This is a genomic window from Shinella sp. 1A1, assembly GCF_055379515.1.
Map to the genome: position 1 here is coordinate 1,619,732 of NZ_AP039671.1, position 15,412 is coordinate 1,635,143.

Below are 15,412 nucleotides of genomic sequence, written 5' to 3' on the forward strand. Positions count from 1 at the left end.
CATGACGGAGGCGGTGCGCATCCGTGTCGAAACGAGCTTCGCCGATATCCCGGCGGAGGACTGGGCGCGCCTTGCCGGCGCCTCCAGGGGCGATGCGCGCGAACCTTACAATCCCTTCGTCAGCCATGCCTTCCTGTCTTCGCTGGAAGAATCGGGCTGTGCCGTTGCCGAGACCGGCTGGCTCGGCCAGCACCTGCTGCTGGAGGGTGAGGACGGCGCGTTGCGGGGCGCCCTGCCCGTCTATCTCAAGAGCCACAGCCAGGGCGAATATGTTTTCGACCACGGCTGGGCCGACGCCTTCGAGCGCGCCGGCGGGCGCTACTATCCGAAGCTCCAGGCCGCCATTCCCTTCACGCCCGCAACCGGTCCCCGCCTGCTTCATCGCACGGGTGAACCCGTCGTGGAAACGCAGGCAGCGCTCGCCGAGGGCCTGAAGGAGCTGACCCGGCGGCATGGGGTCTCCTCCGCCCATGCGACTTTCGTGCCGGAGATGGAAATGCCGGTCTTCGAGGCCGCAGGCTATTTGCACCGCACCGACCAGCAGTTCCATTTCATCAATGCCGGCTACGGCGCCTATGAGGATTTCCTCGAAACGCTTGCCTCCCGCAAGCGCAAGGCGCTGAAGAAGGAGCGCCGGGCGGCACTGGAGCACGGCATCGAGATCGACTGGCTGACCGGCAGCGACCTTACCGAAAGCGTCTGGGACCAGTTCTTCGCCTTCTACATGGACACCGGCAGCCGCAAGTGGGGCCGGCCCTATCTCAACCGCCGCTTCTACAGCCTGATCGGCGAGCGCATGGCGGACGACATCCTCCTCGTCATGGCACGGCGCGAGGGCCGCTACATCGCCGGCGCGATCAACTTCATCGGCGGCGAAACGCTCTTCGGCCGCCACTGGGGCTGCATCGAGGATCATCCCTTCCTGCATTTCGAGGTCTGCTACCACCAGGCCATCGACTTCGCGATCGAGAAGCGGCTCACGCGCGTCGAGGCCGGCGCGCAGGGCGAGCACAAGCTGGCGCGCGGCTACCTGCCCGTCACCACCCATTCGGCCCATTACATCGCCCATGCCGGCCTTCGCCGCGCCATCGCCGACTATCTCGAACGCGAGCGGCAAGATGTCGAGATGATGGGCGACTATCTTGCCGAACACGGCCCCTTCCGCCGCGGCGAAAACCACGACGACACCGACTGACCTGACCGGGAGACACGCATGACCGCCTACGACCCCAACAACATTTTCGCGAAGATCCTGCGCGGCGAGATCCCCTCGCACCGCGTCTACGAGGACGAGCACGCCCTCGCCTTCATGGATGTCATGCCGCAGGCCAACGGCCACACGCTCGTCATCCCCAAGACGCCCTCGCGCAACATCCTCGATGCGGACCCGCAGACCCTCGCCCGCCTCATGCCGGTGGTGCAGAAGGTGGCTGTCGCCGTAAAGGAGGCGTTCGAGGCGGACGGCGTGACAGTCATCCAGTTCAACGAGCCGGCCGCCGGCCAGACCGTCTATCACCTGCATTTCCACGTCATCCCGCGCATCGAGGGCCTGCCGCTCAAGCCCCATTCCGGCACGATGGAAGATCAGGGCGTGCTGGCCGCCAATGCGGAAAAGCTGCGCAACGCGCTGACGTGACCGCCCGCGCCGTCAGGCGCCGAGAAGTGCGAGCCCCGCGGCCAGGAAGGCCATGGCCGCGGCAATGCCGAGGATCTGCCGGAAGCGGCCGCCGAGGAAGAATGCGGCCGCACCGAAGGCCACCGCGCCCAGCCGCAGCCAGAGCGGCGAGCTCGTGAGCGTACCGGTCGGAAAGAAGATCATCTTGGCGATGACGGCCGCCACCAGCGCCGTCGCCACCGCCCGCACCCAGTTCAAAAGCTCCGAACGCTCGTCGATGCGGTTGCCGACGAGAACGCCGGCCCAGCGCCAGAAATCGGTCGCGAGCCAGCCAGCGACGGCGATGTAGACATAGGGCCAATATCCCTCGAAACTCATCGGAGCGCCTCCCGCCGGCGCAGCATGCGCTCGCCCCACCATGCCAGCGTGCCGCCGACGATGCCGGCAAGCAGGATGTCGTACTCCGGCGCAATTACCGCGAAGAGCCAGCCGAACGCAAGACCGATGCCGAGCGCCCAGTAGATCACGCGATGGCGCGCGGAAATCCAGATCGAGGTGAGGAAATAGACCGGCGTCAGGAAGAACAGACAGCCGGAGACGAGCGGAGGAAATTCCGACACGGCGCCATAGACGAGGCCAACGAGCACGATATTGGTCGTGGTCAGCGTTATGCCGAAGCCGGCGAAGAAGGCGAGCCGGCCGGCGCGCGGCACGTCGCGCACCCTCTCCATCGCAAAGACCCAGGCCGTGATGGCGACGAAATGGGAAACGAGCAGCAGAAGCCAGGTCGGCGTGCGGCTGGTGCGGATCTCCGGCACCAGCGAGGCCACCATCGGCATCATGCGCACGGAGGAGAGCGTGACGGCGATGAAGGCCGTCGCGATATGCGCGCCGGACAGCATCGAGCCGACGAGGATGACCTTGGCTGGCAGCGCCCAGATGATGCCCGTCATGAACATCACCTGCCCGACCGGGATCTTCGCCTCCGCCGTGAAGGCGGCGAAGCCGACGAAGGAGAGCATCAGGATGACGGCCGGCAGGCTGAAAAGGCCGCGCATGCCGAGAAGGAACCAGTGCATCTGGGATTGAGGTTCTGCCCCGGCGGTCATTCGAATCTCTTGCTGCAAAAAGAAAGCCGGGCAGTTTCCTGCCCGGCCGGTACGATTTGTAAAGCCGTTATTTCTTGCGCGGAACCTTCGGAACCGTGCCGGACTTGCGCGGCGGCTCGTCCTTCGGCTCCGTGGCCTTGGCCTCTGCCGCCTTCTTGGGCGAGCGCGCCTTGGCCGGCGCTGCCTCGGCGGCGACGGTTTCCTTCGCCTTGCGCGGCTTTGCCTTCTTGGCGGCGGCCTCCTCGATCTCGGCCTTCGGCTTGATCGGCGCGGTCTCCGGCACGGCGTCGAGGATCAGGCCCTTCGACCCGTCTTCCTTGGTACCGACGGAGACGCGGACGACGCCGCCCTTCTTGAGCTTGCCGAAGAGGATTTCGTCGGCGAGCTTCTTCTTGATGTTCTCCTGGATGACGCGCGCCAGCGGACGGGCGCCCATCTTCTCGTCGTAACCCTTCTCTGCCAGCCAGGCGATCGCCTCGGACTGAAGGTCGAAGGTGACGTTGCGCTCGGCAAGCTGGGTTTCCAGCTGCATGACGAACTTCTGCACGACCTGATGGATGACCGGCGTCGGCAGCGAGCCGAACGGGATGATCGCATCGAGGCGGTTGCGGAATTCCGGCGTGAACAGGCGGTTGATCGCCTCCATGTCCTCGCCCTCGCGCTTGGACGAGCCGAAGCCGATAGCGGCCTTGGCCATGTCCGATGCGCCAGCATTGGTCGTCATGATCAGGATGACGTTGCGGAAGTCGATCTTCTTGCCGTTATGATCGGTCAGCGAGCCGTGGTCCATGACCTGCAACAGGATGTTGTAGAGGTCCGGATGCGCCTTCTCGATCTCGTCGAGCAGCAGCACGCAATGCGGATGCTGGTCGACGCCGTCGGTCAAAAGGCCACCCTGGTCGAAGCCGACATAGCCGGGAGGTGCGCCGAGCAGGCGCGAGACCGTGTGCCGCTCCATGTATTCCGACATGTCGAAGCGCAGGAGTTCGACGCCGAGCGAGCTTGCAAGCTGCTTGGCGACTTCCGTCTTGCCGACGCCCGTGGGGCCGGAGAACAGGTAGCAGCCGATCGGCTTGTTCGGCTCGCGAAGGCCGGCACGCGACAGCTTGATTGCCGAGGCCAGCGCCTCGATGGCGAGGTCCTGGCCGTAGACGACCGAGCGCAGTTCCTTCTCGAGGTTGGCGAGCACCTGCTCGTCGTCCTTCGAGACGGTCTTCGGCGGAATGCGGGCCATGGTGGCGATCGTCGCTTCGATCTCCTTCTCGGTGATCAGCTTGCGGCGTTTTCCGGCGGGCAGCAGCATCTGGGCCGCGCCGGTCTCGTCGATCACGTCGATCGCCTTGTCCGGCAGCTTGCGGTCGTTGATGTAGCGGGCCGAAAGCTCGACGGCCGTCTTGATCGCCTCGTTGGAATAGCGAAGCTTGTGATATTCCTCGAAATAGGGCTTGAGGCCCTTCATGATCTCGATCGTGTCGTCGATGGTCGGCTCGTTCACGTCGATCTTCTGGAAGCGGCGGACAAGAGCCCGGTCCTTCTCGAAGAACTGGCGGTATTCCTTGTAGGTCGTCGAGCCGATGCAGCGGATCGCGCCGGAGGAGAGCGCCGGCTTCAGGAGGTTGGACGCATCCATCGCGCCGCCGGAGGTTGCCCCTGCGCCGATGACGGTGTGGATCTCGTCGATGAACAGCACGGCGCCCGGATACTCTTCGAGTTCCTTGACGACCTGCTTCAGGCGCTCCTCGAAGTCGCCGCGATAGCGCGTGCCGGCAAGCAGCGTGCCCATGTCGAGCGAGAAGATCGTCGCGTCGGCCAGCGCTTCCGGCACCTTGCCCTCGACGATGCGCTTGGCGAGGCCCTCGGCGATGGCCGTCTTGCCGACGCCGGGATCGCCCACATAGAGCGGGTTGTTCTTGGAGCGGCGGCAGAGCACCTGGATCGTGCGGTTGACCTCGGCATGACGGCCGATCAGCGGGTCGATCTTGCCGTTCTTCGCCTTCTCGTTGAGGTTCACGCAATAGGCCGTGAGGGCGTCCTGCTTCTTGGCGGACTCCTCCTGCTCATTACCACCCCGCTGCTGCTTCGGCTCGCTGTCGGCCTCCTCGCTGCCGCGGACCGTCCGCTGCTCGGTGGAGCCGGGCCGCTTGCCGATGCCGTGCGAGATGAAATTGACGGCGTCGTAGCGCGTCATCTCCTGCTCCTGCAGGAAATAGGCGGCATGGCTCTCGCGCTCGGCGAAGATCGCGACGAGCACATTGGCGCCGGTCACTTCCTCGCGGCCGGACGACTGGACATGGATCACCGCGCGCTGGATGACGCGCTGGAAGCCGGAGGTCGGCTTGGAATCCTCCTCGTAGCCCGTCACGAGGTTGGCGAGGTCATGGTCGACATAGTCGGTGACGGTCTTGCGCAGGACATCGAGATTGACGTCGCAGGCGCCCATCACGGCGGCAGCGTCCGCGTCGTCGATCAGCGCGAGCAGAAGGTGTTCGAGCGTCGCATATTCGTGATGGCGCTCGTTCGCGTAGGTCAGTGCCTGATGGAGGGCCTTTTCAAGGCTGGCAGAAAATGTTGGCACGTTCGTTCCTCATTTCTTTTCCATGACACATTGCAGCGGGTGCTGGTGCTGGCGGGAGAAATCCATCACCTGTGTCACTTTGGTTTCGGCAACCTCGTAGGTGAACACGCCACACTCGCCTACGCCGTGATTGTGCACATGCAGCATGATCCGCGTGGCCGCTTCCCGGTCCTTCTGGAAGAAACGCTCCAGAATGTGGATCACGAACTCCATGGGAGTATAATCATCGTTCAGCAGCAGGACGCGGTAGAGGCTCGGCTTCTTGGTCTTTGGCTTCGTGCGGGTAATGACCGAGGTGCTGCGACCGGGAGTGTCGCCGCCCTCATCGCCATCCTGCATCCGAACCCGTCTCACTTCCATGCGTGTTCATTCCCTTGATTACAGTCGCTTGCTTCGGTGCGTTCGCCCGAGGCTGCCATCTGGAACTGTTATCTAATGTCTCGACACACGATTGTAAGACCCCTGCTTCGCACTGCAATCATAATCGCCGGCCATCCGAAGGAAATAGCGAAATTTGGCTCCGCTGCGTCAGCCTCGCGCAATCCCGGAACGCGGAAAGGCCGGCCGCGGTTGCCCGCAGCCGGCCCGTAAACGCTATGCGCGTAAGACTTTACCGGTCGATCAGGCCGCGACGGCAGCCTTGGCAGCGGCGGTCGCCTTGGCAACCGGCGCCTCGTAGGGCTTGTAGGCGCCCTTGGCGAGATCGGCATACATTTCGCCGAGCTTGGTGGCTTCGGCGACGAAGCCTTCGTAGGAGGACTTCACAAAGGCGGTCTGCAGTTCGAGAGCGGCTTCGACGCTCTTGACGCCGCTGAGCTTCTCGAAGTGAGCGAGGCCGTCCTCGAAGGACTTCTTGGAATAGTCCGCGGTTTCGGTTGCGATGGCCTGCATGCCCTTGGCAACGGTCGTGTAGCTCTTGACGATCGTGTCAACCGCTTCCTTGTTCTTCTTGCTTGCCTCGTCGAAATTGAACATCGAAGTCTCCTTTGGATCCCGGTGAGTGGCCTGGAAACTATATGCAGCGCACAAAAAAGTCAATATCGATGCTGCAATGCAATATTCCATAAGCAAAGCAAGATGTTGCGCGATAGGTATGATCATTGCGCTTCGCAAACGGCGATTTTGTCGCAAAACGATCATGAAATGGGCCGGCAGCGCCCCAAACGAAAAAGCCCGGCGCCAAGGGCGGCCGGGCCTTTGTCACTGCGAAACTTCCGACGGATCAGAGGTCGATGTCGAGGATCGCCATGGAAAAGTTGTAGGACAGTTCCCCGTCCTCGTCGTCGCGGAAGATAACGCCCAGGAATTCGTCGGCGAGGTAGACTTCGGCGGATTCATCCTTGCGCGGGCGGGCCTTCACGACGATCTCCTTGTTGAGATTGCGCTTGAAGTAGGCCTCGAGCTTCCTGATTTCTTCCGGCTTCACGATATGTCTCCGTAACGGTTGATTTGCCGCGCTTCTCGCACCTGCCCTCTGGCCTGTAAACCCACGAAAACGACTTTTCCCGCCCTGCCGCCTTCAGGCAACACGGATGAAAACCGCGTCGCAGGGCATCCGGGTCCGGTCACAGATCGTAGTCGAAGGCGGCGAGGAGCTGGTCCATGGCGCGCGACGGCTCGTTGCAGCCAGCCTCGCCGATGACCCTGGCCGGCACGCCCGCGACCGTCGATTTCGGCGGCACGGCCTTCAGCACCACGGAACCGGCCGCGATGCGCGAGCAACGGCCGATATGGATATTGCCGAGGATTTTTGCGCCCGCCCCGATCATCACGCCGTCGCCGATCTTCGGATGGCGGTCGCCGCCCTCCTTGCCGGTGCCGCCGAGCGTGACGTTGTGGAGGATCGAGACGTTATCGCCGATGACCGCCGTCTCGCCGACGACGAGGCCCGTCGCATGGTCGAGGAAGAAGCCCTTGCCGATGCGCGCGGCCGGATTGATGTCCGTCTGGAAGACGCTGGAGGAGCGGCTCTGCACATAGAGCGAGAGGTCGCGCCGGCCCTTTTCATGCAGCCAGTGCGCCAGGCGATGGGTCTGGATGGCGTGGAAGCCCTTGAAGTAGAGCACCGCGTCGAGGAAGCGCAGGCAGGCCGGGTCGCGGTCGTAGACGGCCTGGATGTCGACGCGCAGGATGCTGCCCCATTCCGGCCAGTCCTCGAGCATCTCGTCGAAGATCTGGTGAAGGAGGTTGGCCTGCAGGTCCGGATGATCGAGGCGCTCACAGACGCGGTGGATCACGCTTTCCTCGAGCGAGCGGTGGTTCAGCACCGTCGAATAGAGGAAGGCCGCCAGCAGCGGCTCGGCCTGGGCGGCCACGCGCGCTTCCTCGCGCAGGCTGTCCCAGATCGGATCCATGGCCTTGAGCTTCTCGCCGGCCCTCAGTTCGTTCGTCGCGACCATCGCCGCACTCCTTGGTGTCGTTCCGCCCGAATATAGTGCAAAGCATGCCCAAGCGGAATGGCCGCCCGCAGGTTGTCGTGAACGGCCATCTCAGCGGCCGCCGATCTCCGCGTAGAAATCGAGGACGGCGCGCTTGAACACCTTGTCGCCGACGGCGAGCATGTGGTCGCGGCCGGGGATGTCGAGCGCGCGGGCATCCGGCATCAGCGCGGCGAGCGGCTCGGGCGCGCCGGCAATGTCGTCCTTCGTGCCGACGCCGATCAGCGCCGGCATGTCTATGCGCGCCATATCCTCAACCGTCAGGAGGTCGCGCGAGGTCATGATGCAGGCGGCGAGCGCCTGACGGTCGGATTTCGTCTGGTCGGCGAAGGCGCGGAACATGCGGCCGCGCTCATGCGTCACCACGTCGAGAGAGGGGGCCAGCAGCGCATCCGCGATGGGGTCCCAGTCGCCAACGCCCTCCACCATGCCGATGCCGAGCCCGCCGAAGACCACGGAGCGCACTCGGTCCGGATGGGCCAGCGCCAGGAAGGCGGTGAGGCGCGCGCCCATGGAATAGCCGAAGACATGCGCCTCGGAAATGCCGAGATGGTCGAGGAGCGCCGCGGCATCGCCCGCCATCAGCGGGGGCGTGTAGAGCGCCGGATCGTGCGGCTTGTCGCTTGCGCCATGGCCGCGATTGTCGATGGCGATCACCCGGTAGCCGGCATCGCCCAGCGTCTTCAGCCAGCCGGGAAACACCCAGTTGACATTCGCGCTGGAGGCAAAGCCGTGGATCAGCAGCACCGGATACCCCGACGGATCGCCCTCGTCGAAGAAGGCAAGCTCAAGGCCGTCATGGGTGAAGCGGGAAAAGGGCGGGTTGTCGAGGTTCATCGCGGTCCGTCTTTCGTTTCTGTCCACGCTCATAATGCCGATCGGCCGCAAGGAAAACGGCGGCTGCGGATTTCTCCTCCGGCGCGACGGTTTTGCATCTACACATTTAAGCCGAAGGCGACTATGGTCCGCGCCAGAAAAGACGCATTTCCACGGAGCATCACATGGCTGGGCACAGCATTCCCCATTTCCAGAACGACGGCGGCCACCGCACGATCGAGATCGGCGTGAAGGAATTCATGTGCGTCGGCGCTTCCGTGCCCTACGACCATCCGCACGTCTTCCTCGACATGGGCGACGACAACGAGAAGGTCTGCCCCTACTGCTCGACGCTCTACCGCTACAACCCGGCGCTGAAGGCCACCCAGACCGATCCGGTCGGCTGCACCTTCACCAACCAGGTGGCGGCGTGACGGCCGGAAGGCCGGCACTCCCATGTCTTCCGTCAAATCCGTAACGATCGTCGGCGCCGGCATTGCCGGCCTGACGACGGCCCTTGCGCTCGCCCGCAAGGGCATCGCCTCGCATGTCCTCGAACAGGCCCCCGCGCTTGCGGAGGTCGGCGCCGGTTTGCAGCTCTCGCCGAATGCCTCGCGCATCCTCGCCGATCTCGGCCTTCTCGATGCGCTGCGCGCCCGCTGGACCGAGCCGGACCATATTCTCCTCTCCTCCGGCCTCTCGCTTGCGCCCCTCGCCTCCGTTCCCGCCGGCGCGGCAGCCGAGAGCCGCTGGGGCGCGCCCTATGGCGTCCTGCACCGCGCCTCATTGCAAAAGGTCCTCATCGAGGCCGTTCGCGCCGAACCGCTGTGCACGCTGACGATCGACGAGCATATCGCAAATGCCGAGGCCGCTCTTTCGCTGGCTCCGGCGGATGTCCTGATCGCGGCGGACGGCGTCTGGTCGCGCCTGCGGAGCGCGGTGCCGGGCGCCCTGCCCGCCCGCTATTCCGGCAATGTCGCCTGGCGCTTCCTCGTGCCCTATGAAGCCGCGCCGGCCTTTCTCGATCCGCGCACGGTCGCGGCCTTCCTCGGGCCGAATGCCCATCTCGTCGCCTATCCGCTCGCCGAAACAGGCGTCTTCAACATCGTCGCGATCCACGCCCAGCCGGACGCGCCGGCCGAGGGCTGGTTGCGCAAGGGCGATGCGCGGACGCGCGGCCGCCTGCTGGATGCCTTCAAGGGCTGGCACCCGGATATCCGCAGCCTCCTGCCGGATGCGCAGGATCCGCTCGTCTGGCCGCTCTTCGGCTGCCCGGACGGCGCATGGACGGATGGCGGGAAAACGGTGCTGATCGGCGATGCCGCCCATGCGATGACGCCCTTCGCGGCGCAGGGCGCGGCGATGGCGATCGAGGATGCCGCCTTGCTCGCGGAAAGGCTGGCAACCGCCACGGATATCGGAGCGGCCCTCGGCGGCTTCGAGAAGACCCGCCGTGTGCGCGTCGCCCGCGTGCGCAGCCGCGGCGCGTTCAACCGCTTCGCCTATCATGCTCGCGGCCCGGTCGCGCTCGCACGCAACATTGTCCTGTCGCTGCGCAAGCCGGAAAGCCTCGCGGCGGATTTCGACTGGCTTTACGGATATCGCACGCCGGAGTGAAAGAGCCCCTCATCCGCCTGCCGGCACCTTCTCCCCGCAAGCGGGGAGAAGGGACTTTGCCGCACTGGTTTCCCGTTCGCCGGAACCGGTTTCCTGAAGTGCTATGATCAAGATTGGCGAGGCATCACATCCTCTCCTTCTCCCCGCTTGCGGGGAGAAGGTGCCGGCAGGCGGATGAGGGGCAACCCCGCCTACTCAACCAAAACTACCTATACCGCCCGCGCCGCGGCCAGCCCGCGCTCGATATCCGCCTTGATATCCTTCACGTCCTCCAGGCCGATCTGCAACCGCAGCACCGGCCCCTCCTCCGGCCCCTTGGCCACCCGGCGGTCGCCAAGATACACATACACGGCAAGGCATTCGAAACCTCCCCAGGAATAGCCGAGGCCGAAAATGCCGAGCGCATCGAGGAAGGCATGGGCCTTGGCCTTGTAGCGCTCCGGCGAGCCGCCCTTCAGCACGATGGAGAAGATGCCGCTCGCCCCCTTGAAGTCGCGCTTCCAGAGATCATGGCCCGGGAAGCTCGGCAGCGCCGGATGCAGAACGCGCGAAACGTCGTCGACGCCCTCCAGCCAGCGGGCGAGCTCCAGCGCGCTTTCCTGGTGCCGCTCCAGCCGCACGCCCATGGTGCGAAGGCCGCGCAGCACCTGGTAGGCATCGTCCGGCGAGGCGCAGGTGCCGAGCGTGATCTGGGTCTCGTGCAACTGCTCCCAATGGGCGGCATTGGCCGAGACGGTGCCGAACAGCACGTCCGAATGCCCGGCCGGATATTTCGTCGCCGCATGGATGGAAACATCCACGCCGAAATCGAGCGGGCGGAAATAGAGCGGCGTCGCCCAGGTATTGTCCATCGTCACGACCGCGCCGTGCTTGTGGGCGGCGGCGGCGATGGCCGGAATATCCTGCATCTCGAAGGTGTTGGAGCCCGGCGCCTCGGTATGCACCAGCCTCGTGTTCGGCCGGATCAGCGCCTCGATGCCCGCGCCGATCATCGGATCGTAATACTCCACCGCCACGCCGAGGCGCTTCAGCATCGTGTCGCAGAAATGGCGGGTCGGGTGATAGACCGAATCGACGATGAGCGCGTGGTCGCCGGCAGAAAGATAGGCGAGGAACGGCACGGTGACGGCGGCAAGGCCCGAGGGCACGAGAATCGTTCCGGCCGATCCTTCCAGTTCGTCGATCGCCGCACAGAGCGCATCGGTCGTCGGCGTGCCGCGGGTGCCGTAGGTGTATTTCTGCCCGCGGTTTTCCATGGTCGCGGCATTCGGGAAGAGCACGGTCGAGGCGTGGACCACTGGCGGATTGACGAAACCGTGAAACTCGGCCGGGTCGTTTCCGGCATGGGCAAGGCGGGTGTTCACGCCGGCGCCGGCGAGGATTTCGTCTCTGTTTTTCATGGGTTCGGTCCGGGAATTGCGAGAAATGTGGAGGCGCCGACTTTTCGCCAGAGGACCTCTGAGGTCAACCCCAATACGAAAGGATAAAGACGCGAAAACCCGCCCGTGAAGGCCGATTGCGTGATTTTTTGAGCGATTTACTGCACAAATCCACGCTTTTCCGCCCAAAATTCCGCCATTCGGCGGCAAAATCGGAATCGTGGCCGGAAAATGGCGACCCTCCCTTGACCCTGCGTCGTTTTGAGCATGAGATAAGCAACCTCGCACCGGGAGGGTAGCGAGTTCCGCAGGCGTGCCCTTTGAGGGAAGAGGGGCCTGCGGATAAAACAAGACAACAGAAAAAGGTTGTAAAAAATGGCAAAAAAAATCGTGACGGCGCTCGTCGGCGCCGCCGTACTGGGGCTTGGCGCAACGGCATCTCAGGCTGACACGCTTTCCGACGTGAAGGCCAAGGGCTTCGTCCAGTGCGGCGTGAACGGCTCGAATCTCGCCGGTTTCGGCGCGCAGGATTCGGCGGGCAACTGGTCCGGTCTCGACGTCGATCTCTGCAAGGCCGTGGCCGCCGCCGTCTTCGGCGATGCCACGAAGGTGAAGTACACGCCCCTCTCGGCCAAGGACCGATTCCCGGCCCTGCAGTCCGGCGAAGTCGATATCCTTTCCCGCAACACCACCTGGAGCATCAGCCGCGATACGCAGCTCGGCTTCGATTTCCGCGCAGTCAACTACTATGACGGCCAGGGCTTCATGGTGAAGAAGGAACTCGGCGTGAAGTCCGCGCTGGAGCTGTCCGGCGCATCCGTCTGCGTGCAGTCCGGCACGACCACCGAACTCAACCTTGCCGACTATTTCCGTGCCAACAACATGGATTTCAAGCCGGTCGTCTTCGAAGCGCAGGATGAGGCGGACGCCGCCTACAATGCCGGCCGCTGCGATGCCTACACGACCGACGCCTCGGGTCTCTACTCGATCCGCCTGAAGATGACCAATCCGGACGACCACATGGTCCTGCCGGAAATCATCTCCAAGGAGCCGCTCGGCCCGGCCGTCCGCCAGAACGATTCCAAGTGGTTCGACATCGTGACCTGGTCGCACTACGCGATGGTGGCCGCCGAGGAATTCGGCATCACGCAGGCCAATGTCGAAGAGATGAAGAAGTCCGAAAACCCGGACATCAAGCGCTTCCTCGGTGAAGAAGCCGACAGCACCATCGGCGCCGACCTCGGCGTGCCGAAGGACTGGGCCGTGCAGATCATCAAGGCTGTCGGCAATTACGGCGAATCCTTCGAGCGCAATATCGGCGAAGGCTCCCCGCTCAAGATCGCCCGCGGCCTGAACGGGCTGTGGACGAAGGGCGGCCTGCAGTACGCTCCGCCGATCCGCTAACCGGATCGACCGCATCGGGAGGGCAGCAAACTGCCCTCCCCTTTAATGAAACGCCCGGAAAACAGGGCGAAAACAACGTCAGGGGAAATGCATGGCTCTTGCGGATGCCCGAACAGGGTCCGGCGAACCGCCGAAGGTATCTCTACTCTACAATCCAGCGCTGAGAAGCGTCGTCTATCAGATCGTGACGTTCGTGATAATCGTCGCCGCCGTCTGGTATGCGTGGCACAACGTCATCCAGAACCTCGCCCGCGCCAACATGTCGGCGGGCTTCGGCTTCCTCAACAGCCGCGCCGGCTTCGACATCGCGCAGACACTGATCGCCTATTCCAGCGATTCCACCTATTTCCGCGCGCTGCAGGTCGGCCTCATCAACACGCTCGTCATCGCCGCCGCCGGTATCGTCACCGCGACGATCGTCGGCCTTCTCGTCGGCATCGGGCGCCTGTCGCACAACTGGCTGATCGCCAGGCTCTGCACGGTCTATGTGGAAATCTTCCGCAACATCCCGCCACTGCTGGTCATCTTCTTCTGGTATCTTGGCGTTCTCGCCCTGCTGCCGTCGATCCGCAGCATCTTCCAGCATGTGCAGGAAAACCCCGACGCCGCATTCTTCATCTCGAACCGCGGCATCTATATGCCCGCGCCGGTCTTCGGCGAAGGTTTCGGGATCGTGTTCGGCGCCTTCCTCCTTGGCATCGTCGCGGCGATCGCTTTCACGATCTGGGCGAATGCGCGCCAGCGCGCCACGGGCAAGCGCCCGCCGGTGCTCTGGGTCAATCTCGGCCTGATCGTGCTCCTGCCGCTCGTCGTGCATATGCTGATGGGCATGCCGCTCTCGCTCGACTATCCGGTCCCCGGCTCCTTCAACATGAAGGGCGGCATGGTGATCGGGCCGGAATTCCTGGCGCTCTATCTCGCGCTCTCGCTCTACACGGCCTCGTTCATCGCCGAAATCGTGCGCGCCGGCATTCGCGGCGTGTCGAAGGGCCAGTCGGAGGCGTCCTATGCGCTCGGCCTTCGTGCCGGGCAGGCAACGCGGCTCGTCGTGCTGCCGCAGGCGCTGCGGATCATCATCCCGCCGCTCACCTCGCAATATCTCAACCTCATCAAGAACTCCTCGCTCGCGGTGGCTGTCGGTTATGCCGACCTCGTCGCGGTCGGCGGCACCATCCTCAACCAGTCCGGCAAGTCGATCGAGATCATCTCGATCTGGATGCTGATCTATGTCTCGATCAGCCTCATCACCTCGCTGTTCATGAACTGGTTCAACGCCAAGATGGCCCTGGTGGAGCGCTGAGATGACCGAGACCACGACCTATGTCCGCGAGCGGTTCCTCGAAGCGGAAAAGCCGCCGGCCTCCGAGGCGTCGGCCTTCGCCTGGATCCGCAACAACCTGTTCGCCTCGTGGAAGGACAGCATCCTGTCCATCCTCGCCATCACGGCGATCCTCTACTACGTGCCGAAGGCGCTCAACTGGCTGTTCGTCTCCGCCGTCTGGACCGGGGCGGACCGCACGGTCTGCCTCACCACCGACCAGGGCGGCCAGTTGCCGACCGGCTGGAGCGGCGCCTGCTGGGCCTATGTGAACGACCGCTTCGTGCAGTTCATGTTCGGCTCCTATCCCCGCGACGAGCTGTGGCGGCCGCTCCTGGTGGTCGCGCTGTTCGTGGCGCTGCTCGTGCCGTTCCTGATGCCGAAGGTGCCGCGCAAGGGACTGAACGCTCTCCTGCTGCTCATCGCCTTCCCGCTCGTTTCCTTCTTCCTGCTGCTCGGTGGCTCGTTCGGCCTGCGGCATGTGGAGACGTCGCTGTGGGGCGGGCTGATGGTGACGCTCATCCTCTCCTTCGTCGGCATCGTCGTCTCGCTGCCGGCGGGCATCCTGCTGGCGCTCGGGCGGCGCTCGCGCATGCCGGTGATGAAGACGGTCAGCGTCGTCTTCATCGAGCTGATCCGCGGCGTGCCGCTGATCACCGTCCTCTTCATGGCGAGCGTGCTGCTGCCGCTCTTCCTGACGCCGGGCAACAATATCGACAAGTTCCTGCGTGCCCTCGTCGGCGTGTCGATCTTCGCGTCCGCCTATATGGCGGAGGTTATTCGCGGTGGTCTTCAAGCCATTCCGAAAGGACAATATGAAGCGGCCGACGCTCTTGGTCTAAACTACTTCCACAAAATGACCTTCGTCGTGCTACCGCAGGCCATCAAACTCGTGATACCGGGCATCGTGAATACCTTCATCGGCATGTTCAAGGATACGTCCCTCGTCACGATCATCTCGATGTACGACCTGCTGGGCATCGTGAAGGCGAGTTTTGGGGATTCGGGCTGGATCACCCCCGTCACGCCGCTGACGGGCCTGATCTTCGCCGGCTTCGTGTTCTGGATTTTCTGCTTCGGCATGTCGCGCTACTCGGCCTTCGTGGAACGCCGGCTCGACACGAGCCACAAAAGATAACTG

16 protein-coding genes are annotated in these 15,412 nt (G+C 63.9%); 7 read left to right on the plus strand and 9 right to left on the minus strand.

The annotated features are described in order from the left end of the window. Nucleotide 1: 1 nt before the first annotated feature. Nucleotides 2-1,195, plus strand: a complete 1,194-nt coding sequence (locus ACZ48C_RS08180) for a GNAT family N-acetyltransferase (RefSeq protein WP_464782696.1) — start codon at nucleotides 2-4, stop codon at nucleotides 1,193-1,195. Nucleotides 1,196-1,213: 18 nt separating this feature from the next. Continuing rightward, nucleotides 1,214-1,636 carry an HIT family protein gene (locus ACZ48C_RS08185; RefSeq protein ID WP_464782697.1) on the plus strand — a complete coding sequence of 141 codons (423 nt, stop codon included), beginning with the start codon at nucleotides 1,214-1,216 and terminating at the stop codon, nucleotides 1,634-1,636. A 12-nt stretch (nucleotides 1,637-1,648) separates the two neighbouring features. Here the strand turns inward: ACZ48C_RS08185 and ACZ48C_RS08190 are convergent, their stop codons facing one another. The 8 genes from ACZ48C_RS08190 to ACZ48C_RS08225 form a co-directional block, all read right to left on the minus strand. Further along, nucleotides 1,649-1,993: an AzlD domain-containing protein gene (locus ACZ48C_RS08190; protein ID WP_424547308.1), complete on the minus strand. Its 345-nt coding sequence runs from the start codon at nucleotides 1,991-1,993 to the stop codon at nucleotides 1,649-1,651. After that, a complete protein-coding gene (locus ACZ48C_RS08195; protein WP_464782698.1) occupies nucleotides 1,990-2,724 on the minus strand; it encodes an AzlC family ABC transporter permease in 735 nt (244 codons plus the stop codon). The genes ACZ48C_RS08190 and ACZ48C_RS08195 overlap by 4 nt, the downstream gene beginning before the upstream one ends. Nucleotides 2,725-2,791: 67 nt before the next feature. Further along, nucleotides 2,792-5,299 (minus strand): ATP-dependent Clp protease ATP-binding subunit ClpA, encoded by a 2,508-nt coding sequence (clpA, locus tag ACZ48C_RS08200; RefSeq protein ID WP_464782699.1) that lies wholly within the window; start codon nucleotides 5,297-5,299, stop codon nucleotides 2,792-2,794. A 9-nt stretch (nucleotides 5,300-5,308) separates the two neighbouring features. Further along, the gene (gene clpS / locus ACZ48C_RS08205; RefSeq protein ID WP_119259236.1) at nucleotides 5,309-5,659 is read right to left on the minus strand and encodes an ATP-dependent Clp protease adapter ClpS; all 351 of its coding nucleotides are present in this window, start codon (nucleotides 5,657-5,659) and stop codon (nucleotides 5,309-5,311) included. Between the two features lie 261 nt (nucleotides 5,660-5,920). Continuing rightward, nucleotides 5,921-6,274: a phasin family protein gene (locus ACZ48C_RS08210; RefSeq protein WP_119259237.1), complete on the minus strand. Its 354-nt coding sequence runs from the start codon at nucleotides 6,272-6,274 to the stop codon at nucleotides 5,921-5,923. A 247-nt stretch (nucleotides 6,275-6,521) separates the two neighbouring features. Further along, complete coding sequence (locus ACZ48C_RS08215) at nucleotides 6,522-6,725, minus strand: DUF3126 family protein (protein WP_119259238.1); 204 nt, start codon at nucleotides 6,723-6,725, stop codon at nucleotides 6,522-6,524. 139 nt (nucleotides 6,726-6,864) lie between these two features. Then, nucleotides 6,865-7,698, minus strand: a complete 834-nt coding sequence (gene cysE, locus ACZ48C_RS08220) for a serine O-acetyltransferase (protein WP_119259239.1) — start codon at nucleotides 7,696-7,698, stop codon at nucleotides 6,865-6,867. Nucleotides 7,699-7,788: 90 nt separating this feature from the next. Then, entirely contained in the window at nucleotides 7,789-8,574 is a 786-nt protein-coding gene (locus ACZ48C_RS08225; RefSeq protein ID WP_318911873.1) for an alpha/beta fold hydrolase, read from the minus strand. A 164-nt stretch (nucleotides 8,575-8,738) separates the two neighbouring features. On the opposite strand from ACZ48C_RS08225, the gene ACZ48C_RS08230 reads away from it, so the two are divergent. Next, on the plus strand, nucleotides 8,739-8,987 hold the full coding sequence (locus ACZ48C_RS08230) for a zinc-finger domain-containing protein (RefSeq protein ID WP_119259241.1): 249 nt from the start codon (nucleotides 8,739-8,741) through the stop codon (nucleotides 8,985-8,987). A 22-nt stretch (nucleotides 8,988-9,009) separates the two neighbouring features. Continuing rightward, nucleotides 9,010-10,170, plus strand: a complete 1,161-nt coding sequence (locus ACZ48C_RS08235) for an FAD-dependent monooxygenase (protein ID WP_464782700.1) — start codon at nucleotides 9,010-9,012, stop codon at nucleotides 10,168-10,170. Between the two features lie 209 nt (nucleotides 10,171-10,379). Here ACZ48C_RS08235 and ACZ48C_RS08240 read toward each other — a convergent pair whose 3' ends face one another. Then, entirely contained in the window at nucleotides 10,380-11,570 is a 1,191-nt protein-coding gene (locus ACZ48C_RS08240; RefSeq protein WP_464782701.1) for a cystathionine beta-lyase, read from the minus strand. A gap of 354 nt (nucleotides 11,571-11,924) precedes the next feature. On the opposite strand from ACZ48C_RS08240, the gene ACZ48C_RS08245 reads away from it, so the two are divergent. The 3 genes from ACZ48C_RS08245 (at nucleotide 11,925) to ACZ48C_RS08255 (ending at nucleotide 15,409) form a co-directional block, all read left to right on the plus strand. Beyond that, nucleotides 11,925-12,953, plus strand: a complete 1,029-nt coding sequence (locus ACZ48C_RS08245; RefSeq protein ID WP_318911866.1) for an amino acid ABC transporter substrate-binding protein — start codon at nucleotides 11,925-11,927, stop codon at nucleotides 12,951-12,953. A 91-nt stretch (nucleotides 12,954-13,044) separates the two neighbouring features. Further along, the gene (locus ACZ48C_RS08250) at nucleotides 13,045-14,253 is read left to right on the plus strand and encodes an amino acid ABC transporter permease (protein WP_464782702.1); all 1,209 of its coding nucleotides are present in this window, start codon (nucleotides 13,045-13,047) and stop codon (nucleotides 14,251-14,253) included. A 1-nt stretch (nucleotide 14,254) separates the two neighbouring features. After that, nucleotides 14,255-15,409: an amino acid ABC transporter permease gene (locus tag ACZ48C_RS08255; protein ID WP_119259246.1), complete on the plus strand. Its 1,155-nt coding sequence runs from the start codon at nucleotides 14,255-14,257 to the stop codon at nucleotides 15,407-15,409. Nucleotides 15,410-15,412 lie beyond the last annotated feature (3 nt).